General features: G+C 72.2%; 19 protein-coding genes. 5 read left to right on the top strand and 14 right to left on the bottom strand.

Annotated elements, in window-relative coordinates:
* Window positions 1-19: 19 nt before the first annotated feature.
* From ACFV9T_RS20600 to ACFV9T_RS20590, 3 genes are all read right to left on the bottom strand, one after another.
* On the bottom strand, window positions 20-685 hold the full coding sequence (locus ACFV9T_RS20600) for a response regulator (protein WP_385442503.1): 666 nt from the start codon (window positions 683-685) through the stop codon (window positions 20-22).
* A 5-nt stretch (window positions 686-690) separates the two neighbouring features.
* The gene (locus ACFV9T_RS20595; protein ID WP_385442312.1) at window positions 691-2,010 is read right to left on the bottom strand and encodes a sensor histidine kinase; all 1,320 of its coding nucleotides are present in this window, start codon (window positions 2,008-2,010) and stop codon (window positions 691-693) included.
* A gap of 100 nt (window positions 2,011-2,110) precedes the next feature.
* The gene (locus ACFV9T_RS20590) at window positions 2,111-2,809 is read right to left on the bottom strand and encodes a TetR/AcrR family transcriptional regulator (protein WP_385442309.1); all 699 of its coding nucleotides are present in this window, start codon (window positions 2,807-2,809) and stop codon (window positions 2,111-2,113) included.
* Window positions 2,810-2,949: 140 nt separating this feature from the next.
* Here ACFV9T_RS20590 and ACFV9T_RS20585 point away from each other — a divergent pair, with 140 nt between their 5' ends.
* On the top strand, window positions 2,950-3,402 hold the full coding sequence (locus ACFV9T_RS20585) for a nitroreductase family deazaflavin-dependent oxidoreductase (RefSeq protein ID WP_385442307.1): 453 nt from the start codon (window positions 2,950-2,952) through the stop codon (window positions 3,400-3,402).
* Between the two features lie 7 nt (window positions 3,403-3,409).
* On the opposite strand, the gene ACFV9T_RS20580 is transcribed toward ACFV9T_RS20585, so the two are convergent.
* Window positions 3,410-4,615: a geranylgeranyl reductase family protein gene (locus tag ACFV9T_RS20580; protein WP_385442305.1), complete on the bottom strand. Its 1,206-nt coding sequence runs from the start codon at window positions 4,613-4,615 to the stop codon at window positions 3,410-3,412.
* Window positions 4,616-4,764: 149 nt separating this feature from the next.
* Between ACFV9T_RS20580 and ACFV9T_RS20575 the strand changes: the two genes are divergently transcribed.
* Window positions 4,765-6,117, top strand: a complete 1,353-nt coding sequence (locus ACFV9T_RS20575; protein WP_385442302.1) for a dipeptidase — start codon at window positions 4,765-4,767, stop codon at window positions 6,115-6,117.
* Between the two features lie 178 nt (window positions 6,118-6,295).
* On the opposite strand, the gene ACFV9T_RS20570 is transcribed toward ACFV9T_RS20575, so the two are convergent.
* The 4 genes from ACFV9T_RS20570 to ACFV9T_RS20555 form a co-directional block, all read right to left on the bottom strand.
* The gene (locus ACFV9T_RS20570) at window positions 6,296-7,330 is read right to left on the bottom strand and encodes an NUDIX domain-containing protein (protein WP_385442300.1); all 1,035 of its coding nucleotides are present in this window, start codon (window positions 7,328-7,330) and stop codon (window positions 6,296-6,298) included.
* Window positions 7,331-7,444: 114 nt separating this feature from the next.
* Window positions 7,445-8,308: a carbohydrate ABC transporter permease gene (locus ACFV9T_RS20565; protein ID WP_385442298.1), complete on the bottom strand. Its 864-nt coding sequence runs from the start codon at window positions 8,306-8,308 to the stop codon at window positions 7,445-7,447.
* Window positions 8,305-9,219 (bottom strand): carbohydrate ABC transporter permease, encoded by a 915-nt coding sequence (locus ACFV9T_RS20560; protein ID WP_385442296.1) that lies wholly within the window; start codon window positions 9,217-9,219, stop codon window positions 8,305-8,307. The genes ACFV9T_RS20565 and ACFV9T_RS20560 overlap by 4 nt, the downstream gene beginning before the upstream one ends.
* 12 nt (window positions 9,220-9,231) lie before the next feature.
* On the bottom strand, window positions 9,232-10,515 hold the full coding sequence (locus tag ACFV9T_RS20555; RefSeq protein ID WP_385442293.1) for an ABC transporter substrate-binding protein: 1,284 nt from the start codon (window positions 10,513-10,515) through the stop codon (window positions 9,232-9,234).
* A gap of 210 nt (window positions 10,516-10,725) precedes the next feature.
* Here ACFV9T_RS20555 and ACFV9T_RS20550 point away from each other — a divergent pair, with 210 nt between their 5' ends.
* Window positions 10,726-12,798 (top strand): NPCBM/NEW2 domain-containing protein, encoded by a 2,073-nt coding sequence (locus ACFV9T_RS20550; RefSeq protein WP_385442291.1) that lies wholly within the window; start codon window positions 10,726-10,728, stop codon window positions 12,796-12,798.
* Between the two features lie 57 nt (window positions 12,799-12,855).
* On the opposite strand, the gene ACFV9T_RS20545 is transcribed toward ACFV9T_RS20550, so the two are convergent.
* Both ACFV9T_RS20545 and ACFV9T_RS20540 read right to left on the bottom strand, forming a co-directional pair.
* Window positions 12,856-14,466, bottom strand: coding sequence for a protein kinase (locus ACFV9T_RS20545; protein ID WP_385442289.1), 1,611 nt, complete (start codon window positions 14,464-14,466; stop codon window positions 12,856-12,858).
* A 62-nt stretch (window positions 14,467-14,528) separates the two neighbouring features.
* Window positions 14,529-15,503, bottom strand: a complete 975-nt coding sequence (locus ACFV9T_RS20540) for an ROK family protein (protein WP_385442287.1) — start codon at window positions 15,501-15,503, stop codon at window positions 14,529-14,531.
* A gap of 155 nt (window positions 15,504-15,658) precedes the next feature.
* On the opposite strand from ACFV9T_RS20540, the gene ACFV9T_RS20535 reads away from it, so the two are divergent.
* On the top strand, window positions 15,659-16,723 hold the full coding sequence (locus ACFV9T_RS20535) for a LacI family DNA-binding transcriptional regulator (RefSeq protein ID WP_385442285.1): 1,065 nt from the start codon (window positions 15,659-15,661) through the stop codon (window positions 16,721-16,723).
* A gap of 222 nt (window positions 16,724-16,945) precedes the next feature.
* Here ACFV9T_RS20535 and ACFV9T_RS20530 read toward each other — a convergent pair whose 3' ends face one another.
* Complete coding sequence (locus ACFV9T_RS20530) at window positions 16,946-17,329, bottom strand: SHOCT domain-containing protein (RefSeq protein ID WP_385442284.1); 384 nt, start codon at window positions 17,327-17,329, stop codon at window positions 16,946-16,948.
* Window positions 17,330-17,514: 185 nt separating this feature from the next.
* Here ACFV9T_RS20530 and ACFV9T_RS20525 point away from each other — a divergent pair, with 185 nt between their 5' ends.
* Window positions 17,515-18,147 carry a GAP family protein gene (locus tag ACFV9T_RS20525; protein WP_385442281.1) on the top strand — a complete coding sequence of 211 codons (633 nt, stop codon included), beginning with the start codon at window positions 17,515-17,517 and terminating at the stop codon, window positions 18,145-18,147.
* A gap of 19 nt (window positions 18,148-18,166) precedes the next feature.
* Here the strand turns inward: ACFV9T_RS20525 and ACFV9T_RS20520 are convergent, their stop codons facing one another.
* The 3 genes from ACFV9T_RS20520 to ACFV9T_RS20510 all read right to left on the bottom strand — a co-directional run.
* A complete protein-coding gene (locus tag ACFV9T_RS20520) occupies window positions 18,167-19,363 on the bottom strand; it encodes a hypothetical protein (RefSeq protein ID WP_385442279.1) in 1,197 nt (398 codons plus the stop codon).
* 103 nt (window positions 19,364-19,466) lie between these two features.
* The gene (locus tag ACFV9T_RS20515) at window positions 19,467-20,747 is read right to left on the bottom strand and encodes a DUF6986 family protein (protein WP_385442276.1); all 1,281 of its coding nucleotides are present in this window, start codon (window positions 20,745-20,747) and stop codon (window positions 19,467-19,469) included.
* Window positions 20,748-20,930: 183 nt separating this feature from the next.
* On the bottom strand, window positions 20,931-21,352 hold a 422-nt coding region (locus ACFV9T_RS20510; RefSeq protein ID WP_385442274.1), incomplete at its 5' end, for an electron transfer flavoprotein subunit alpha/FixB family protein.

The raw sequence follows: 21,352 nt of genomic DNA, 5'->3' as shown, positions 1-21,352 counted from the left end.
GCGCCACGGGCTGGGCAGGTCAGCCCAGCCAGCCGGGGCGTACGAGTCCCGACTCATAGGCGAGGACGACGAGTTGGGCGCGGTCGCGGGCGCCCAGCTTCACCATCGTGCGGCTCACATGGGTCTTGGCGGTGAGCGGGCTGACGACCAGCCGCCGCGCGATCTCCTCGTTCGACAGGCCGATTCCGACCAGGGCCATCACCTCCCGTTCCCGCTCGGTCAGTTCCGTGAGGACGGAGGCGGGCGCGGGCTCCTTCGAGCGGGCGGCGAACTCGGCGATGAGGCGGCGGGTGACCCCGGGCGACAGCAGCGCGTCGCCGTCGACCACGGCCCGCACCGCGCGCAGCAGTTCCTCCGGTTCTGTGTCCTTGACCAGAAAGCCGGAGGCGCCGCCACGGATGGCCTCGAAGACGTATTCGTCCAGCTCGAAGGTGGTCAGCATGATCACCTTCACTTCCGCGAGGGCGGGGTCGGCGGTGATCCGGCGGGTCGCGGCGAGTCCGTCGAGGAGGGGCATGCGGATGTCCATGAGCACGACATCGGGGCGGCGCTCCCGCACCTCCTTCAGGGCCTGCTCCCCGTCGGCGGCCTCGGCGACCACGTCGATGTCCGGCTGGGCGGCCAGCAGCGCCCGGAAGCCCGCGCGGACCAGGAGCTGGTCATCGGCGAGCAGGACGCGGATCACTCGGCTCACGGTGTCTCCTCGGGCGCGGCGGTCTTGGTCTCCTCTGGCGCGGCGGTTTGGGGCGCATCGTGTGCGGCGGGCGTGGCGGTGAGCGGGATGCGCGCGTGCACGCGGAAGCCGCCGTCCGGGCAGGGGCCCGCCTCCACCGTGCCGCCGAGGGCGGCGGCGCGCTCGCGCATGCCGACCAGGCCGTTCCCGCCGCCCGTCGCTCGGCCCGCCGTGTCGTCCGTGGTCGCCGGGCCGTCGTCGTCCACCCGCAGCTCCAGCTCCTCCGGGGCGTACGACAACCGGACGTGCGCGGTCCGCGAGCCCGAGTGGCGGACGATGTTGGTCAGCGCCTCCTGGACGATGCGGAAAGCGGCCAGGTCCGTGCCCGGCGGCAGGGCGGCCGGGGTGCCCCGCGTCGCGACCTCCACCGTCAGCCCCGCGCCCGCCGCCTGTTCGGTCAGCTCCGGGAGCCGGTCCAGGCCGGGGGCGGGCTGGCGCGGCGCGGCGCCGGAGGCGCGCAGGGTGTCCAGGACCTGGCGTACCTCGCCCAGCGCCTCCTTGCTGGCCGCCTTGATGGTGGTCAGGGCGGTGCGGGCCTGTTCGGGGTCCTGGTCGAGGAGGGCGAGGCCGACCCCCGCCTGCACATTGATGACCGAGATGCTGTGGGCGAGGACGTCGTGCAGTTCGCGGGCGATCCGCAGCCGCTCCTCGTCCGCCCGGCGCCGTACCGCCGCCGCCCGCTCCGCGCGCTCGCGGGCCCACTGCTCGCGCCGTACGCGGACGAGTTCGGCCGCCGCGAGCACCGCCGCCGCCCAGGCCGCGACCGCCACCTCCTGCCCCCAACCGGCGGACGGGTCGCCCGGCGGCGGCAGCCAGCGGTAGAGCCAGTGCGCGATGAGCAGCCGCCCCGCCCACAGCGCGCCGACCGCGCACCAGGCCGCCACCCGCTGCCCGGCGGCGACGGCCGCGACGCAGGCGACGACGACGCTGAGGAAGACCGGGCCGTTCGGCCCGCCCACGGCGAGGTAGCCCAAGGTCACCGCTGAGACGCCGAGGACGGCGAGCCGGGGGTGGCGGTGGCGCAGGAGCAGCAGCGCGGGCCCGGCCAGCAGCAGCGCGTACAGGCCGGGGCCGAGGTCGCTCCGGTCGGGCTGCCGCTGGGCGGCGAACCCCGTGCCCACCAGCTGGACGACGGCGACGACGAGCGAGGAGCGCCAGGGCACGGAGGTGCCCGGCGGGCCGAACGGCCCGCCGTACCAGGGCGCCCCGCGCCACCACCCGCCCGGACCGCGCCCCGGTTCGCGACCAGGCCCCCGCTCCCCCGTGAATTCGTGCATACGGCAACGCTAGACCGGCCACCCGCGAACGGCGTCCCCCGTGCGCGGTGATCGCCCGTACTCCCCCCGGAGTAGCCCGCGGGGACCGACGGAAGGCCCGCTACCGCAGGCCCGCTTGGCGCCCCAGGGCGGCGGCCGTGTGCGCGAAGAACTCGTCCCGCGCCGCCACCACCCCATGGAAGTGGCCGAACAGCTCAAAGCTGATCAGCCCGAAGAGCTGCGCCCACGCCGCGACGAGCGCCGCCAGCGCCTCGGCGGGCAGCTCGGCCTCGAGGACGTCGGCCAGGGCCGCGACGTCCGCCCGCACCCCCTCCGGCAGCTCCGCCGCCTCCGGTACGCGCAGGGCACCCCCGGCGTGGGCGTCGCGGGCGACCGCGACGAGGGTGAGGGCGATGCGGGCGGCGGGGGCGTTGGTGGCCTCGGGCGCGGAGTAACCGGGCACCGGGGAGCCGTAGATCAGCGCGTACTCGTGCGGGTGGGCGAGCGCCCAGCTCCGGGCCGCCCGGCAGACCGCCGTCCAGCGCGCCACGGGGGCGTCGTCGCCGCGCGTCGCGGCGAGCGCGGCCTCGGCGGCGGCGCCGATCGCGTCGTACGCGTCCACGATGAGCGCGGTCAGCAGCTCGTCGCGGCTCGGGTAGTAGCGGTAGAGGGCCGAGGAGACCATGCCCAGCTCGCGGGCGACGGCCCGGAGCGACAGCTTGGCCGCGCCCTGGTCGGCCAGCTGGCGGCGCGCCTCTTCCTTGATGGCGGCGGTCACTTCGGCGCGGGCCCGTTCCCTGGCCCCTCGGATCGCGGTCATGCGTACAGTCTGCCATCTTTCGGAGCGGCGACCTAAAACGAGAGCACTGCTCTTGCCATGTTCCGGGACCTCTGCGCACAATGCTCTTCAACGAGAGCACCGCTCTCGCGGGTGGTTCACCACAGCAGACGGAGGACGTCATGACGCAGCACTACATCGAGCCCCGCCGCTTCGAGGTGCCCGTCCACGGTGCCGTGGCGTGGCTGGCGCGGCACGGGCTCAGCCTCTTCGGCGCGGCGGAGCTGTCCGTTCCGGGCCGGTCCAGCGGGGCGATGCGGCGCGTCCCGGTCAACCCGCTGGCCCTGGACGGCGAGCGGTATCTCGTCTCGGCGCGCGGCAACGCCCAGTGGGTGCGCAATCTGCGGGCGGCCGGGGGCGGACAGCTGCGCAAGGGCCGCCGGACGCGGCCGTTCACCGCCGCCGAACTGCCCGAGGGCGAGGAGAAGGCGGCGGTGCTGCGGGCCTATCTGAAGCGGTGGGGGTGGGAGGTCGGCGCCTTCTTCGACGGCGTGACCGCCACCTCCGACGACGCCGAACTCGCCCGGATCGCCCTCATGCACCCGGTCTTCCGCGTCACCGTCACGGACGCCTGAGCCTCCGCTACTTCTTGTCCATCGCCGCCAGCGCCCGGCGGGCCGCCGGGTGGGTACGGACCAGGTCGGCCAGCGTCGTCGTACCGCGCGTGATCTTCGTGAACGCGCGCCACGCCGGGCGGAAGCCGGTGATGGCCGCGTGGAACATCCCGGGGCGGCGGGCGAACGCCGCGTACATCCGGCGGCCGACGCCCATCTCCACCCCCAGACCGGCCTTGATCGCGAACGCGTAGTTGAGGGCCTGGCGCCGGGCGTCCACCGCGTCGTGCGCCTCGGCGATCCGTACCGCCCACTCCCCCGCGAGGCGGCCCGAGCGCAGCGCGAAGGAGATGCCCTCGCGCGTCCACGGCTCCAGCAGCCCGGCCGCGTCCCCGCACACCAGCACCCGGCCCCGGGAGAGCGGCGAGTCGTCGGAGCGGCACCGGGTCAGATGGCCGGAGGAGATGCTCGGCTCGAATCCGGCGAGGCCGAGCCGGGCGATGAAGTCCTCCAGATAGCGCTTGGTGCCCGCGCCCTCGCCGCGCGCCGAGATGACGCCGACGGTCAGCGTGTCGCCCTTGGGGAAGACCCAGCCGTAACTGCCGGGCATCGGGCCCCAGTCGATGAGCACCCGGCCCGCCCAGTCCTCCGCGACCGTCTCCGGAACCGGGATCTCCGCCTCCAGGCCCAGGTCCACCTGGTCGAGCTTCACCCCGACATGCGCCCCTATCCGGCTCGCGCTGCCGTCCGCGCCGACCACGGCCCGCGCCAGCACCGTCTCGCCGTCCCCGAGGACGACCGCCACGGTGCGGCGGTCCGGCACGGACGGGCCGTGCTGCTCAACCCGGGTGACGCTCACGCCGGTGCGCACCTCGGCGCCCGCGTCCTTGGCCGCCTCGACCAGACCGGCGTCGAACTCCGGCCGGTTGATCAGCCCGAACAGCGCGTGCTTGGAGCGTCGGGTCCGGGACAGCTTCCCGTTCATCGAGAAGGTCACCGCGTGGACGCGCTCACGCAGCGGCAGCTCGAAACCGGGCGGCAGCGCCTCGCGCGAGGGGCCGATGATGCCACCGCCGCACGTCTTGTAGCGCGGCAGTTCGGCCTTCTCCAGCAGCAGCACCCGGCGGCCGGCGCACGCCGCGGCGTGGGCCGCGGAGGCACCCGCGGGCCCCGCGCCGACCACGACGACGTCCCATACCGTCTCTTTGTCCGGGGCTGCGTTGTCGCTGCTCACGTGTGCTTCCGCTCCCAATCGCCCGTCCTGATTGCGCCTACCGGGCATCCTACGGCGCGCCGGTGGCCGAACCTGCTGTGGGATGATCGGCGCACCGCACCACTCCGCACACCACCCCTCAACGCCGCGTAAACCAGGAGCGTTCCCCCATGGAACAGGACCTCGCCGCCACCGTCGCCGCTCTGCAGCCCCGCGCCCTGGCCGAGCTGGCCGAGCTGGTGGCCTTCCCGTCGGTGGCGGACCCGGCGCAGTTCCCGCGCAGCGGGTGCGAGGCGGCGGCGGAGTGGGTCGCGGCGGCGCTGCGCGCCGAGGGGTTCGAGGACGTGGCGCTGCTGGACACCCCCGACGGCACCCAGTCCGTCTACGGTTTCCTGCCCGGCCCGGCCGGTGCCCCGACCGTCCTGCTCTACGCGCACTACGACGTGCAGCCGCCGCTGGACGAGGACGCCTGGCTGAGCCCGCCCTTCGAGCTGACCGAGCGCGACGGCCGCTGGTACGGGCGCGGCGCGGCGGACTGCAAGGGCGGCCTGATCATGCATCTGACGGCGCTGCGCGCACTGAAGGAGCACGGCGGCGTCCCGGTCAACGTCAAGGTGATCGTGGAGGGTTCGGAGGAGCAGGGCACCGGCGGCCTGGAGCGGTACGCCGAGGCGCATCCGGAACTGCTGACCGCCGACGCGATCGTGATCGGTGACACGGGCAACTTCCGGGTGGGGCTGCCGACCGTCACCGCGACCCTGCGCGGGATGACGATGCTGCGCGTATCGGTGGACACGCTCGAAGGGAATCTGCACTCCGGCCAGTTCGGGGGCGCCGCCCCGGACGCGCTCGCCGCGCTGATCCGGATGCTGGACTCGCTGCGCGCGGAGGACGGTTCGACCACGGTCGACGGCCTCGCCCCGGCGACGGCGTGGGACGGCCTCCAGTACGAGGAGGAGGCCTTCCGTAAGGACGCCGGGGTGCTGGACGGGGTCGAGCTGATGGGCTCGGGCACGGTCGCCGACCGCATCTGGGCCCGTCCCTCCGTCACGGTGCTGGGCATCGACTGCCCGCCGGTCGTCGGCGCCACCGCCTCCGTCCAGGCGAGCGCGCGGGCGCTGGTCAGCCTGCGGGTGCCGCCGGGCGTGGACGCTGCCGAGGCGGACCGGCTACTGTCCGCCCATCTGGAGGCGGCGGCGCCGTGGGGCGCGCGGGTCGCGGTGGAGCAGGTCGGCCAGGGCCAGGCGTTCCGCGCGGACACCGGGAGCCCGGCGTACGAGGCGATGCGCGAGGCCATGCGGGTGGCGTACGACGGCCAGGAGATGGCGACGGCGGGCCAGGGCGGTTCGATCCCGCTGTGCAACACGCTCGCCTCGCTGTACCCGGCGGCGGAGATCCTGCTGATCGGCCTGAGCGAGCCGGAGGCGCAGATCCACGCGGTCAACGAGAGCGTCTCGCCGGAGGAGTTGGAGAAGCTCTCGCTGACCGAGGCGCTGTTCCTTGAGGCGTACGCGAAGAGCTGAACGGAGCCCCGGGGGCTGTCCGACCCCGGGGCGAACCCGCCCCCGCGAACACGTCCCGGATGACAGCGAGCCCGACGCAACGAACCCCGCCCGGACGACCGCAGGCTCGCCCCGGCGACCGGACCGGGTGCCGCCGGGGCGTGGGGTACCCGCCGTACAGCGGCGGGGCGATGGCCGGTCAGCCCACCGGAACCCCCGCTTCCAGGTAGAGCGGGCGGCCCTGTTCGCGGGCGCGCAGCGCCCAGCGGAGGCGGTTGAACCGGACCGGCGGCAGCAGGTCGGCGGCCTCGGCCTCGGTGACGAAGCGCCAGCCGCGCAGTTCCCCGCCGGGCAGCAGGACCTTCTGGGCCTCGGTGGCGGTGAGGCGGCCGCCGTCGAACAGCAGCCGCAGGCCCCCGTAGCCGGGCGGCTGGGGGCGTTCCCAGTCGGCGACCAGCAGCCGCAGCGGTTCGTCGAGCCGTACGCCCAGCTCCTCGGCCACCTCGCGGCGCCCGGCGCACATCGGCGGCTCACCGCGCTCGACGACGCCGCCGGGGAACTCCCAGCCGGGCTTGTAGGTGGGGTCGACGAGCAGCACCCGGTCGGCCTCGTCGAAGAGCAGCACCCCGGCCGCCAGGGTCTCGGCCGTCGGCTCGGGCGTCTGCACGATGTCGCACTTCCCGGCGCCCTCGCGGACCGCGTCGGCGATGTGCTCGGCGGTCTGGCGCGGGGTGAGCCCGGTGGTGTCGACCACATGGGCGTCGTTGGTCAGCCAGTTCAGGGCCGCGCGGTAGGGCGCGAGGTGGTCCAGACACCAGCGGCGCACGGACGCGCTGGCGTCCGCGTCGCCCGGTATCTCCTCGCGCCCGGCTATGCGTCGGCGAAGGATCGTTTCATCGGTGTGCAGCAGAACGTGCCGCACGGGGATACGCCGGGCGGCGAAGCCGCCGAAGATCTCATCCCGGTACTCCTGTCTGAGGACGGTCATCGGAACCACGAGCGGGCCGCCTACCTCCGCGATGAGCGCCGCCCCGGTGTCCACGACCAGCCGCCGCCACGACGGCAGGTCCTGGTAGTCGGAGACCTGCTCCAGACGCTTGCGCGGCAGCATCATGCGCAGTCCGTTGCCGACCAGTTCCGGGTCGTAGAACGTGCTGCCGGGCATGAAGTCCACCAGCTCGCGGGCCGCGGTGGTCTTCCCCGCGCCGAACGCACCGTTCAGCCAGACGATCACATTTCCCCCTAATCCATCGCCTCCTGACAGTTGCCCGCATCACCCTGCCACGGAAACGCCCGAATCCGACTGAGTGACGGATCACGCCGTCGCAGGGCGGCCCCGCAAGGCTTCTCAGCCCTTGTTGGCGCCGAGCGTGAGCCCGGCGATGAAGTGCCGCTGCAGCAGCAGGAAGACCAGCACCGTGGGCAGCGCCACCAGCACCGAGCCCGCCGCCAGCAGGTTGTAGTCGGTGAAGAACTGCCCGCGCAGGTTGTTGAGGGCGGAGGTGACGGGGAGCTTGTCGCCGTCGGAGATGAAGACGAGCGCCCACAGGAAGTCGTTGTACATCCAGGTGAATTGGAGCGTGGCGAGCGCGGCGAGGGCCGGGCGGCACAGCGGCAGCGTGATGCGCCAGTACCGCGTCCACACCCCCGCGCCGTCCACCACCGCCGCCTCGATGATCTCGATCGGCAGGGTGCGCATGAAGTTCGCGAGGACGAAGACGCAGAACCCGACCTGGAAGGCGACCTGGACGGCGATCACGGCCCAGTACGAGTCGTACATCGTCATCGAGTCCGACATCCAGTAGGGCAGCTCGATCTTGGTGAACAGGACGTAGAGCGGAGTGACGATGACCTGCTGCGGCAGCAGGTTCCCCGCCGTGAACACCATCAGCAGGACGAGCCCGCCGCGCATCTTCAGCCGGGTGACGGAGAAGGCCACGAAGGACGCGAGGAACAGCGTCAGCAGCACTCCGGGCACCGCGATGAGGATCGAGTTGAGAAAGTACTTGCTCATTCCGGAGTCGCTGAACGCCTGCCGGTAGTAGTCGAACGACAGATTGCGCGGCAGCGAGAAATATCCGTATTTCGCGGTCTCCTCGTACGGCCGCAGCGAGGCGTAGACGGCGAGCAGCAGCGGGGCGAGAAAGGCCAGCGAGACGGTCATCAGGAACGCGTGCAGACCGAGCCGCCCGGGGCGGACCCGTGCGATCATCCCTTCTTCTCCCCTCGCAGTTCCTGGACCAGATAGGTCACGATGAATCCCAGGGACACGGTGAGCAGGACGACGGCGATGGCGGAGCCGAATCCGATCCGGCTGGCCTCACCGATGATGTTGTCGGTGACCAGTACGGAGAGCAGTTCCAGGCCGTTGCGGCCGTGGTTGATGGCGTAGACGATGTCGAACGCGCGCAGCGCCTCGATGACCGTGATGACACCGACGATCACATTGACCGGCCGCAGCGTGGGCAGCACGACCCGGAAAAAGCTCTGGGTCTCGCTCGCGCCGTCGATCGCGGCGGCTTCCTTGAGCGAAGGATCGACGGATTTGAGCCCGGCCAGATAGAGGATCATCACATACCCGGTGTGCCGCCAGGCGGCCGCCAGCAGCACCATCCAGATATTGAGGTCGGGGTCGCCGATCCAGTCCACCGGATGGCTCTCGTTGCCGAGGATCGCGTTGAGCGCGCCCTGATCGCGGGAGAAGACCAGCTGGGCGATGAAGCCGACGATGGCGAGCGAAAGAACCACCGGCATATAGAGGGTCGACTGGTAGAAGCGGCTGAACCGGACGCCCTTGTCGAGCAGGACGGCCAGCAGCAGTCCGAAGGGCGTGGCGACCAGGCCGAGGAAGGCCACCCACAGCAGGTTGTTGCGGACGGCGGGCCAGAACGGCGGATATTCGGTGAACAGGTTCCGGTAGTTGTCGAAGCCGACCCAGCGAAGGTCGCCGATCCCGTCCCAGCTGGTGAAGGACAGGCCGATGGAGGCGAGGGTCGGGCCCCAGACCAGGACCAGGTCGAGCAGGACGGGTATGCCCAGCAGCACGCCGATGACGGCGAGGTCGCGGGAGGTGAACCTCCGCGGTCCCCGCCGTTTGGCACGCCGCGCGGTGGTGAGCGGCACGGCGCGGTTCTCCTAGCTGTCGGCGAAGATGGTCTTCTTCTGGGACTCGATGTCCTTGGTCAGGGTGTCGATGTCATCCGGCTTGTTGATGAATTGCTGGATCGCCCGGATCATCACCTGCGACGCGAAGTCGGGGCGGGTGTCGCGGTCCATGAACTGCGATATCTGCTTGGCGCCGGAGACGAGCGCCACGGCCTTCTTCTGCAGCGCGTTGTAGGACGAGGTGGCCGCCTTGTCGTTGCACGCGATGTTGTTGGGGTCCCGCTTCAGATAGATCTCCTCGGCGGCGGGGGTGGCGAGGTACTTCAGCAGTTCCTTGCCCTCCTTCTGCCGCTTGGACTTCTTCGCCAGCAGGAATCCGTCGATCGGCGCCTCGACCGCGTCCTGGCCGTAGGCGGAGTCGATTTCGGGGAAGGGGAAGAAGTCGAGGTCGTCGCGGTCGGCGGCGGAGAACTGCTGCCCGGGGTGGGGCAGTCCGAAGACCGCCATGCCGGACTTCTTCTGCGCCAGGCTCTGTGCCGCCTCCTGCCAGGTGCGCCCGTTGGCGCCCTGCTGGTGGTACGGCATGAGGCCGCGCCACAGGTCGAAGACGTTTCTGACCCGGGGATCGGTCCAGGACTCCTTGCCGCCCATCAGCGAGACATGGAAGTCGTAGCCGTTGGCCCGCATATTCAGATAGTCGAAGGTCCCCATGGCGGGCCAGCCGTCCTTGTCGCCGAAGGCGAAGGCGTCGAGGCCGTCCTTGTCCATCCGCTTGGCGAGCGCCCGGAACGCGTCGAAGGTCTTGGGGATCTCGTAGCCGTGCTGCTCGAAGACGCTCTTCCGGTAGAAGACCGCCCACGGGTAGTAGTAATACGGCACGAAGTACTGTTTGCCGTCCTTGCCGGTGGACTGCTTCTTGAGCGCGTCGGAGAAACCGCTGAAGCCCTTCCAGAGGTCGCCGATCTCGGCGAGCTGCCCCTGTTCGGCGAAGAACTGCATGCGGTATCCGGCGAACCACATGAAGACGTCGTCCGGGGTGCCCTTCAGATAGCGGTTGATGCCCTCCTGGAAGGCCTCATGGTTGACGGTGTTGACCTTGACCTTCTTGTCGGACTTCTTCTCGTACGCCGCGAACACTTCGGCGAACGCCTTGCGGGGCACGGCGTCCGAGGCGTTGGAGCCCATCTTCACCTCGTTGCCCGGACCGCCGCAGGCGGTGAGGAGCGCGGGAAGGGTGACCGCCCCGGCTCCGACCGCGGTGCCGCGGAGCAACGTACGGCGGGAGATCCGATGTCCTGACGATGACTGTGCCATGGGCCCTCCACAGAGGATCAATCAAACACAACCGAACGCGAGTGGCTGGATCCCATCGGGCAAGAGGCGGCATAGTCAAGGGTTTGGACGAGATATCGAACAACTGTTATCGCATCTCTTCCAACAGACTCCAACAAGGCCTACCGTAAACGCTCGCATGTGACGCGTCCGCAACGCTGCGTCACCCGTTGAGAACGGAGGATCCGCATCATGCGCCACCGCTCTTTACGTACCGCGAGACACCGAGTCATCGGAGGACTGGCCGCCGCACTGCTCGGCACGGCCGGTCTCGCCCTCCCCGCCGTGGCCGCCCCGGCCACCGCTGCCCAGCCCGCCCCGGCGGCCGCTGAAGCCGCCGCGCCCGCCGCGCCCGCCGCGCCCGGGGACGGGCTCGCGCTCACCCCGCCGATGGGCTTCAACAACTGGAACTCCACCCACTGCCGGGCGGAGTTCAACGAGGCGATGGTCAAGGGCATCGCCGACATCTTCGTGAGCAAGGGGCTCAAGGACGCCGGATACACCTACGTCAACCTCGACGACTGCTGGGCGCTCCCGCAGCGCGACGCGAACGGCAAGCTCGTCCCGGACCCGGTGCGCTTCCCGAACGGCATCAAGGCCGTCGCCGACTACGTCCACGCCAAGGGCCTCAAGATCGGCATCTACACCAGCGCGGGCACCAAGACCTGCAACACCGCGGGCTTCCCCGGCGCGCTGGGCCATGAAAGGTCCGACGCCCAGCAGTTCGCCGACTGGGGAATCGACTACCTCAAGTACGACAACTGCAATAACCAGGGCGTAGACGCAAAGCAGCGCTACCGCACCATGCGCGACGCGCTGAAGGCCGCGTCCGAGACCACCGGGCGCCCGATCGTCTACAGCATCTGCGAATGGGGGCAGAACAAGCCGTGGGAGTGGGCGGCGGATGTCGGCCAACTCTGGCGCACCACGGGCGACATCAGTGACACCTGGGGCAGCATGCTGTCGATCGCCAAGAAGAACCTGCCGCTCGCCCCGTACGCCGGACCCGGCCGCTGGAACGACCCCGACATGCTGGAGGTCGGCAACGGCGGCATGACGGACACCGAGTACCGCAGCCACTTCTCGCTGTGGTCGATCATGGCCGCGCCGCTGCTGATCGGCAGCGATCTGCGCAAGGCCGACGCCAAGACGTTCGAGATCCTCGGCAACCGCGATGTCATCGCCGTCGACCAGGACCCGCTGGGCAAGCAGGGCACCGTGCTCTCCTCCGAGGGCGGACGCTGGGTGATCGCCAAGGAGATGGCGGACGGCAGCCGCGCCGTCGCCCTCTTCAACGAGTCCGACCGGCCGCAGCGCATCACCACCACCGCGGCCCGCCTCGGCCTGCCGCAGGCGGACGGATACCGGCTGCGCGACCTGTGGCGGCACCAGGACCAGAACACCACGGGCTCCGTGGCGGCCACCGTCCCGGCCCATGGCACGGTGCTCTACCGGGTCTCCGCCGACCGGCGCTGGGCCTCGTACCCGCCCGCCGCCGAACTCGGCGTCGGCGCCGCCCCGTTCACCGAGGCCGGAGCCACCGCACCGGTCGAGACGGCGCTCCGCAACCTCGGCGGCACCCCGGCCCACCAGGCCCGGGTCAAGCTCACCGGCCCCGACGGCTGGCGGATCAAGACCACCTCGCCGACCCGCGCCGCCACCCTGCCCGGCGGCAGCAGGCTCACCACCCGCTGGCAGGTCACCGCGCCGAAGGACGTCAAGCCCGGGGCGTACGGGCTGACCGTGCGCGCCGACTACCGCTCGGCGCGCGGCGAGGCGGTCTCCACCGAACTGCCCGTGCCGGTGAACGTGGTGGTCGCGCCGCCCGCCGGTGCCAACTACGCGAGCGATCTGCCGTGGCTGAGCGCGTCCAACGGCTGGGGCCCGGTCGAGAAGGACACCAGCGTCGGCGAGAACGCGGCGGGCGACGGCCATCCGATCACCCTCGACGGCACCGCCTATGCCAAGGGCCTGGGCGTGCACGCGCCCAGTGAGGTCACGTACTACACCGGTGGCCACTGCTCCGCCTTCACGGCGAAGGTCGGCGTGGACGACGAGGAGGGCACCGCCGGAACGGTCGCCTTCGAGGTGTGGGCGGACGGCACCAGAGCGCTGTCGACCGGCCCGCTGAGCAACGCCGACCCGGCCAAGGCCATCACCGCCGACATCGACGGCGCGGCGGTGGTCCGGCTCGTCGTCACCGACGGCGGGGACGACGTCACCAGCGACCACGGCGACTGGGCGGACGCCGCGTTCAGCTGCTGACGTCAGGGCGATACGACGATGACCGGCCCGCTCCCCCGTACGGCCGCTACGGCTGCCTCAGCAGACCGGCAGCCCGGGGATGGGCCGGTCGTTGTCGCCGCCCCGGATGTACACGTCGCTGACGTACACGTCCTTGTTGCCGTTGTCGTCGTCCGTCTTCGCCCACCAGACGTTCGTCCACTTGCCGTACCGCTCCGGGCGGTTCAGATTCTCCTGGCAGTAGAAGTAGTTGACGCCCTGCTTGAGCGCGCCGACCGGTTCGCCGCCGTGGGTGTGCGACGTGGCATCGCGCCACACGACGCAGTTGTACTTGCCGCCGCCGATGTCACTGCACGCCGGGGCGGTGCCGGAGGCGGAGGACGGGGAGGGGGTGGCCTTGCCGCCGTCGCCCTTGTCGTCGTCCTTGCCGCCGCCGTTGCCGTCCGGCGTGCTGTCCTCCGCGCCGCCGGGCGCGCGGGAGGCCGGTGGCGAGGGCGGGCCGCTCGGGTCCGCCTCGCCGGTCGCCTCGCGGGGCGCTCCGCCGGACGCGGGGGTTCCGGATCGTGTCGGCTCCGGCGACTGCCCCGGCCGTCGCGTCGTCGTATCGTCGCTCTCGCCGCCGAGCAGCGCGTACGTCACACCGCCCCCGACGAGCACCACCCCGGCGACGGCCGCCGCCACCAGCACCCGCGTCCGCCCGCGCCCCGGCGCGGGCGCGGGCGCGCCTTCCGGAAGCGGCGCGGCCGCGAGATCCGGTGCGGTCGGGGTCCGCGGGACCTGCGAGATCCGCGCCTGCGAGATCTGCGGCGGAGACGGCCGGGGCTCCGGCGCGGCACCGGCGGCGACGGCCTCCAGCAGCTGCCGCGCCTCGGCCGCCGTCGGACGCCGCTGCGGGTCCTTGTCCATCAGCTCGCGCAGGACGGGCCCCAGCGGACCGGCCAGCCGGGGCTCCGGCAGCGGCTCGGTGACGATCGCGGTCAGCGTCGACCACACGGAGGTGCGGCGGAAGGGCGATGACCCCTCCACCGCCGCGTACAGCGTCATGCCCAGCGCCCATACGTCCGAGGCCGGGCCCGGCTCCTGGCCCTGGGCGCGCTCCGGCGCGAGGTAGTCCAGCGAGCCGATCAGCTCGCCGCTGCGGGTCAGTTTGGTGGTCGCGCCGTCATCGGGCGCCTCCATGCTGGCGATGCCGAAGTCGGTGAGCACCACCCGGCCGCCGCGGTCGATCAGCACGTTGCCCGGCTTCACATCGCGGTGCAGCACCCCGGCGTCATGGCCCGCGGCGAGCGCGTCGGCCACCTTCGCGCCGATCCGGGCGGCCTCCAGGGGGTCGACGACGCCGCGCTCGTCGATCAGGTCGTCCAGTGACGGGCCGTCGATCAGCTCCATGACGATGACCGGCAGCCCGTCCTCGTCCGCCACATCGTGCACCGTGATCACACCCGAATGGCGGATCCGGGCCGCGGCGCGCGCCTCGCGCTGCATCCGGGTGCGCAGATCCGCCAGCTCCGCGCCGGACGCGTCGGTGTAGGCGCGCAGCACCTTGACCGCGACTTCTCGGCCCAGCACTTCGTCCACCGCTCGGCAGACCACGCCCATGCCGCCACGGCCGAGCTGCCCCGTCACCCGATAGCGACCGCCCAGCAGCCTGCCGGACAGATCACCGCCCATGTCCCCCGGTGCCACCATCGGCTCCCTCGCCATCGCCAGCAGTGAGCGAACAGCTTAGGGGTAGCCGGTGACAGCACGGCTCAACTCGACTCGCCAGGCGCGCCCGCCGGGGCGAAACCCTCCAGCCGCTGGTCCTGGGCCGCCGCCGCGGCAGCCCCGACCAGGCCCGCGTCGGTGCCCATCTGCGCCGGTACGACCTCCAGCCCCCGCACGTACGACAGGGTCGCGTAGTCGCGCAGGGCGCGCCGCAGGGGCGCGAAGAGCACGTCACCGGCGCCCGCCACCCCGCCGCCGATCACCGCCACCTCGACCTCGACGAGCGCGGCGGTCGCGGCGATCCCAGCGGCCAGGGCCTGTGCCGCGCGGTCGAAGGATGCCTGCGCGACCGGGTCACCGGCGCGCGCGGCGACGGCGACGGCCGCGGCGCTGGTGTCGCCGTCCGGGCCCGGCCGCCAGCCGCCGGACAGCGCCCGGCGGGCGATGTTGGGGCCGCTGGCGATGCGCTCGACACAGCCGCGCCCGCCGCACGGGCACAGATCGCCGTCGAGGTCGACGCTGATGTGGCCGATGTGCCCGGCGTTGCCCGTGGGGCCGGGGTAGAGCCGCCCGTTGAGCACCAGCCCGCCGCCGACACCGGTGGACACCACCATGCACAGCGCGCTCGCGCGCCCGCGCGCGACGCCCTGCCAGTGCTCGGCGGCGGTCATGGCCGGTCCGTCGCCTACGAGGGTGATGGGCAGCTCGCCGGTGGTCTCCCGGACCCCGGCGACCAGCGGGAAGTCCCGCCAGCCGGGGATGTTGACGGGGCTGACGGTGCCCACCGAGGCGTCCACCGGGCCCGCGCTGCCGATGCCGACGGCGGCCACCCGGGACCAGTGCGCGGTGGAGCCGAGTTCGCCGAGCACCGCGGAGACCTCCCGCATCACCGCCGTGCCGTCGGGCTGCGTGGGGGTCGCGCGCCGGGCCCGTACGACCAGCTTGCCGCCGCCGTCCACCAGGGCGCCCGCGATCTTGGTGCCGCCGATGTCCAGCGCGGCGATGAGGTCACGTGCCATGGCGGTCGACTCTCCTGGTGGGCGTCGGTGTCATCGGTCGGTGTCGTCGGTATAGGCCACAGTCTTCCCTGCCGCTGACAACGTTGTCCAGAGGCTATGCTCGACACCCCTTCCGCCACTTCCGCCACGACGACCAGCGACGGGACGAGCACACCGTGACCGAGACCGCCCGGGACACCGCCGCCGCCACGCCACCCCACCGCTACGGCTCCCGGCCCACGATGAAGGACGTCGCCGCCCGGGCCGGGGTCGGCCTCAAAACGGTCTCGCGCGTGGTCAACGGCGAGCCGGGCGTCACCCCCGACACCGAGCGCCGGGTGCGGGAGGCGATCACCGCGCTCGGCTTCCGCCGGAACGACAGTGCCCGCATCCTCCGCAAGGGGCGCACCGCGAGCGTCGGCCTGGTCCTGGAAGACCTCGCCGACCCGTTCTACGGTCCGCTCAGCCGCGCCGTCGAAGAGGTGGCCCGGTCCCATGGCGCGCTGCTGATCAACGGCTCAAGCGCCGAAGACCCGGTCCGCGAGCAGGAGTTGGTGCTCGCCCTGTGCGCGCGCCGGGTGGACGGCCTCGTCGTCATTCCGGCGGGTGACGACCACCGCTATCTGGCCCCCGAGATGGCGGCCGGTGTCGCCACCGTCTTCGTCGACCGCCCGGCGGGCCGTATCGACGCGGACGCGGTGCTCTCCGACAGCTTCGGCGGCGCGCGGGACGCGGTCGCCCATCTGATCGCCCGGGGCCACCGCCGGATCGGCTTCCTCGGCGACCAGCCGGGCATCCACACCGCCGCCGAGCGGCTGCGCGGCTACCACGCCGCGATGGCCGGGGCCGGGCTGCCGGTCCACGACGGCTGGCTCTCGCTCGGCCCGACCGACCCGGAGCGGGTGCGCGGCGCGGCCGCCGCCATGCTGGACGCCGCCGAGCCGGTCACCGCGCTGTTCGCGGGCAACAACCGGGTGACGGTCACCGTCGTACGGGTCCTCGCCGAGCGCCCCGGCGCCGCCGCCCCCGTCGCCCTGGTCGGCTTCGACGACTTCGAACTCGCCGATCTGCTCTCCCCCGGCATCACCGTGGTCGCCCAGGACGCGGCCCAGCTCGGCCGCACCGCCGCGGATCTGCTCTTCCGCCGCCTCGACGGCGCGAGCGGCGAACCGCGGCGGGTCGTGCTGCCGACCCGCCTGATCGCCCGAGGCTCCGGCGAACTGCCCCCGTCCCTGTCCTGAGCACGTCGCGAACGGCCCCGCACCGGTTGCCCCGGGCCGCCGCCCACGTCACGGTGGGTGCGGAGGGCCGGGAGACCCCAGCCGACGGGACGGGAGAGGCGACGACCGGACGCCGTACGCGAACGATCCGCGCGGCGAACCCCCAGGCCGCGCAGGCACCGGTCGCCGCGGACCGCTCACAGGAGGGCGGCACCCCGTCGGCCGCGGTGTCCCGGCCTTCCTTCAGGCGGCTAGCACCTTGGCCTTGGCCCGTTCGTACTCCTCGGCCGTGATGTCACCGTGGTTCTTCAGCTCCACGAGCCGTGACAGCTCCTCGGCGTGGCTCGTTCCCGCGGTCCCCCGGACGAACTCGCGGAACTCCTCCTCCGCCCGCTCGGCCCGCTTCATCTCGCGTCCGCCCATCCCACGGCCCCGTGCCATCAGGTACACGAAGACGCCGAGGAAGGGCAGGACGACGACGAAGACGCACCAGCCCGCCTTGGCCCAGCCGCTGAGCGAGTCATCGCGGAAGATGTCCCCGATCACCCGGAAGAGCAGCATCAGCCACAGGACCCACAGGAAGATCCACATCGTGGTCCAGAACACATTGAGCAGTGGGTAGTCCATGGTCTGCCTCCCGTCGGACATGCCCGGCGGGACCGGTGCCACCACCGGAGCCGACGTATCCAGCGTACGGCGGCGGGCGCGCGGCACCGGCCGGAGCACGGGCCCGGTCGGCGCATCACGAGGTGCGCCGCAGGCCCGGCCGCGTGCCAATGGAGGCAGGACGGACGGGGCCGGAAGGGCAGGCCATGGACCTCCAGATTCTCCCGCTCGCCATCACGATGATGGCGGGGCCGCAGATCGTGGCCGACGTGATCCTGGTGACCACCGCGCGGCCGGTGCGGGTGTCGGCGGCGTTCCTGCTGGGGGTGGCGGTCGCGACGACGGTGGGGGTCGCCGTCGCCCGGGGGATCTTCGCGCTGCTGGGCAGCGCGGTCACCCTGGGCCAGCCCTCCGACCGGGGGGCGGCCGCGACGATCGTGCAGCTGGTGCTGGTGGGGCTGCTGGTCCTGGTGGCACTGAAGAACTTCGTACGCCGGGAGTCCGTCGAACCGCCGAAGTGGCTGGGTTCGCTGATGGAGGCGGGCCCCCTGCGGGCCCTGAGGACCGGGCTGCTGGTCATCCTGCTGATGCCCTCGGACATCATGGTGCTGCTGACGGTGGGGGCGCATCTGGAGCAGCACCGGGCTCCCCTGGCGGAGGCGCTGCCGTTCATCGGTGCCACCGTGCTGATCGCGGCGCTGCCGCTGCTGGTCTACGTCGTCTTCCGGAACCGGGCGCGGCGCGCGATGCCCCGGCTGCGGGAGTGGCTGAACACCCACAGCTGGGTGGTCAACATCGCCGCCTGCCTGCTCTTCATCGTGCTCCTCCTCACCCCCTGACTCGCCCCTGATGCACGCCTCAGAGCCGGTCCCGGCCCGTCGCGGCCAGCAGGGTGATCACCGCGAGGACGGCCAGCAGGACCAGCACCAGGAACAGCACGGTCAGCACGGTGGGGTGGTTCCACAGCGCGAAGACGGCGGCCGGGGCCAGCAGCGCGGCGACGGTCAGCTCCCGCCGGTGGTCCGCGGTCCAGACCCCGGCCCGTCCGGTGCGCATCCCATGGGCCGCGCCCCAGTACGCGGCGGAGTCGGCGGCGCGCTCGGCCGCGTCCCGTACGGCGCGCGGCAGCCGTCCGGGCCCGGCCAGATAGGCGCCCGCCGCGACGACGGCGCTGAGCACCAGCACGGTGAGCACGGTGAACCGCAGGAAGCGCACCACGGTGTCGAAGAGGGCCGACGCGGCGGGCCGGGACAGCACGCCCGGCGGCACATGGTCGAGGCAGTACCGGCGGGCCACGGTGAGGGCGAGGGCCAGCGCCAGCGAGGCGACGGCGGCGCCGAGGGCGGCGCGGGCGAGCGCGCGGCGGCGGCCCCGGGCGAGCAGCACACCGGTGGCGCCGAGCACGGTGGTCAGGGTGGGCAGCCAGTTGCCGACCAGGTCGAGCAGGCGCACCGCCCGCTTGACGCGGTCGAGTTGATGGGAGTGGAAGAGGATCGTCCGGTGGTGGATGTCGGGGATGTCGCGGGCCGAGGGGAATCCGGCGTTCACGAGCTGGACCTTGACCTTCTCCATGGCGGCGCCGACGTTCAGGGTGACGGTGTCGCCGCGTACGCCGACCGGGCCGCGGCCCTCGCCGGTGAGCGCGTGCACGACGGCGGCGTGGGCGGCCCGGTTGGCGCCGGTCCATACGGCGGCGAACTCCTCGGTGTGCACGATGTGCGTCGCGACCTTGCGTACGGCCTGGTCGAGGGCCGCGTCCAGCTGGGGGGCCAGGCCCTCGATGGTGTCGGCGGCCCGGGGCGGCAGGCCCTGGTCGCGCAGCCAGTCGGCGATGTCGGAGGTGACCTTCCGGCTGTTGTGCCGGAGGTCGACGGCGTCGCCGACGTGGTCCACGGCCGCCTCCTGGATCGCCGGATCGGACGCCAGCGGGGCGACAGTCGCCACGTAGCGATCGGTGTCCAGCACGATGCCGTGGACCCATACGGTCAGCACGGACACCGGTACGAGCAGGCAGGCGAGCAGGATCAGCAGGGCTGACACGGCACTTCTGACCATGCCACCATCTCCCGCCCTCCCCGCCGGGAGCGCATCCCGGGTGACACGGAGGGGTGAGCGGATGTGGCCAGGCGGATCAGAGAGATCAGGGGGATCAGACGTATCAGGCGGGTCGGCCGCGTCCGGCGAGGGCGTCGAGTTCGGCGCGGCTCAGCCCGGTGAGCTGTTCCACCTCGGCGGCGTCGACCGCGCCGCAGTCCAGGCCGCGCAGCAGATGGCCGCTGAGCGCCTTCGCGGTGGCGGGCTCGTCCATGACGTCCCCGCCCGTACGGTTCACATAGGCCGCGAGCCGGGCCGCCGCCGTCTCCAGGCCCTCGCGGTAGAACGCGTAGACGGCGGCGTAGCGGGTGGGGAGATGGCCGGGGTGCATGTCCCAGCCCTGGTAGTACGCGCGGGCCAGGGACCGCCGGACGAGGCCGTGGTGGAGCCGCCAGGCGTCGTGGACGCGCCCGGTGGGGCCTACGGGAAGCACATTGGTCGAGCCGTCGGAGAGCCGTACGCCGGTGCCCGCGGCGGCGACCTGCATCACGGCCTTGGCGTGGTCGGCGACGGGGTGGTCCATGGACTGGTGGGCGGCGCTGACGCCGCAGGAGGCGCTGTAGTCGAAGGTGCCGTAGTGGAGTCCGGTGGCGCGGCCCTGGGCCGCTTCGATCATCCGGGCGACGGTGGCGCGGCCGTCGGAGCCGAGGATGGCCTGGGTGGTCTCGATCTGGATCTCGAAGCCGAGCCGCCCCGAGGGGAGGCCACGGGCCTTCTCGAACTCCTCGCACAACCGGACCATGGCGCTGACCTGTTCGGCGTACGTCACCTTGGGGAGGGTGAGCACGAGCCCGTCCGGCAGACCGCCGGAGTCCATCAGTCCGGTGAGGAAGACATCGAGGGTGCGGATGCCACGGTCGCGGACGGCGGCCTCCATGCACTTCATCCGGATGCCCACATAGGGCGGTGCGGTGCCCGCAGCGTGGGCGGCGGCGACCACGGTGGCGGCGTGGGCGGCCGCGGCGTCCTCCTCGGTGTCGGGGCGCGGCCCGTAGCCGTCCTCGAAGTCGATGCGCAGGTCTTCGACCGGCTCGCGCTCCAGCTTGGCGCGCACCCGCCGGTACACGGGGTCGGCCAGCTCGTCGGGGATGCCGAGGACGGCGGCGAGGGCGGCGGCGTCGGGCGCGTGGGCGTCGAGGGCGGCGAGCGCCTGGTCGCCCCAGTCGCGCACGGTGGTATCGGTGAGGGCGTCGGCGGGGACGTAGACGGTGTGCACGGGCTGGCGGGTGCCGGAGTCGCCCGGGTAGCGGCGGGCGAGGTCGGCGTCGACGGGGGCCAGGAACGCGGTGATCCCCTCGCCTACGCCGCGCGGCAGGCTGGTCCCCGCCGTCTCGTGCTGAGTCATGCCCGCACCTCCGCCTTTCGCCTTCACTCGAACAACGAACCGACCAGATGTTTCCGCTCTACGGAAACAAATATCCGTAGAGCGAAGTTATACGGGCTCCGAGTGGAGGTCAACACCCCATTGACGCACGTGAGGCCCCGTACGCGCAGTGCGTACGGGGCCTCACGGTCATCGATCGAGCGGTCAGCCCTTGCGGGTCTTGACCTCCTCGGTGAGCTGCGGAACGACCTCGAAGAGGTCGCCGACCACGCCGTAGTCGACCAGGTCGAAAATCGGGGCCTCGGCGTCCTTATTGACGGCCACGATGGTCTTCGAGGTCTGCATACCGGCCCGGTGCTGGATCGCGCCCGAGATACCGGCCGCGATGTAGAGCTGCGGGGAGACGGTCTTGCCGGTCTGGCCGACCTGGTTGGTGTGCGGGTACCAACCGGCGTCCACCGCCGCGCGCGACGCGCCGACCGCCGCACCGAGGGAGTCCGCGAGGGCCTCGACGACGGGGAAGTTCTCCGCGCCGCCCACGCCACGGCCGCCGGAGACCACGATCGCGGCCTCGGTCAGGTCCGGACGGCCCGTCGACTCACGCGCGGCGCGGGAGACGACCTTCG

Origin of the sequence: Streptomyces sp. NPDC059850, assembly GCF_042731515.1 — a bacterium.
Taxonomy (GTDB): Bacteria; Actinomycetota; Actinomycetes; order Streptomycetales; family Streptomycetaceae; genus Streptomyces.
Note: the sequence above shows the minus strand (reverse complement) of the source record. Positions and strands in the feature narration are given on the sequence as shown.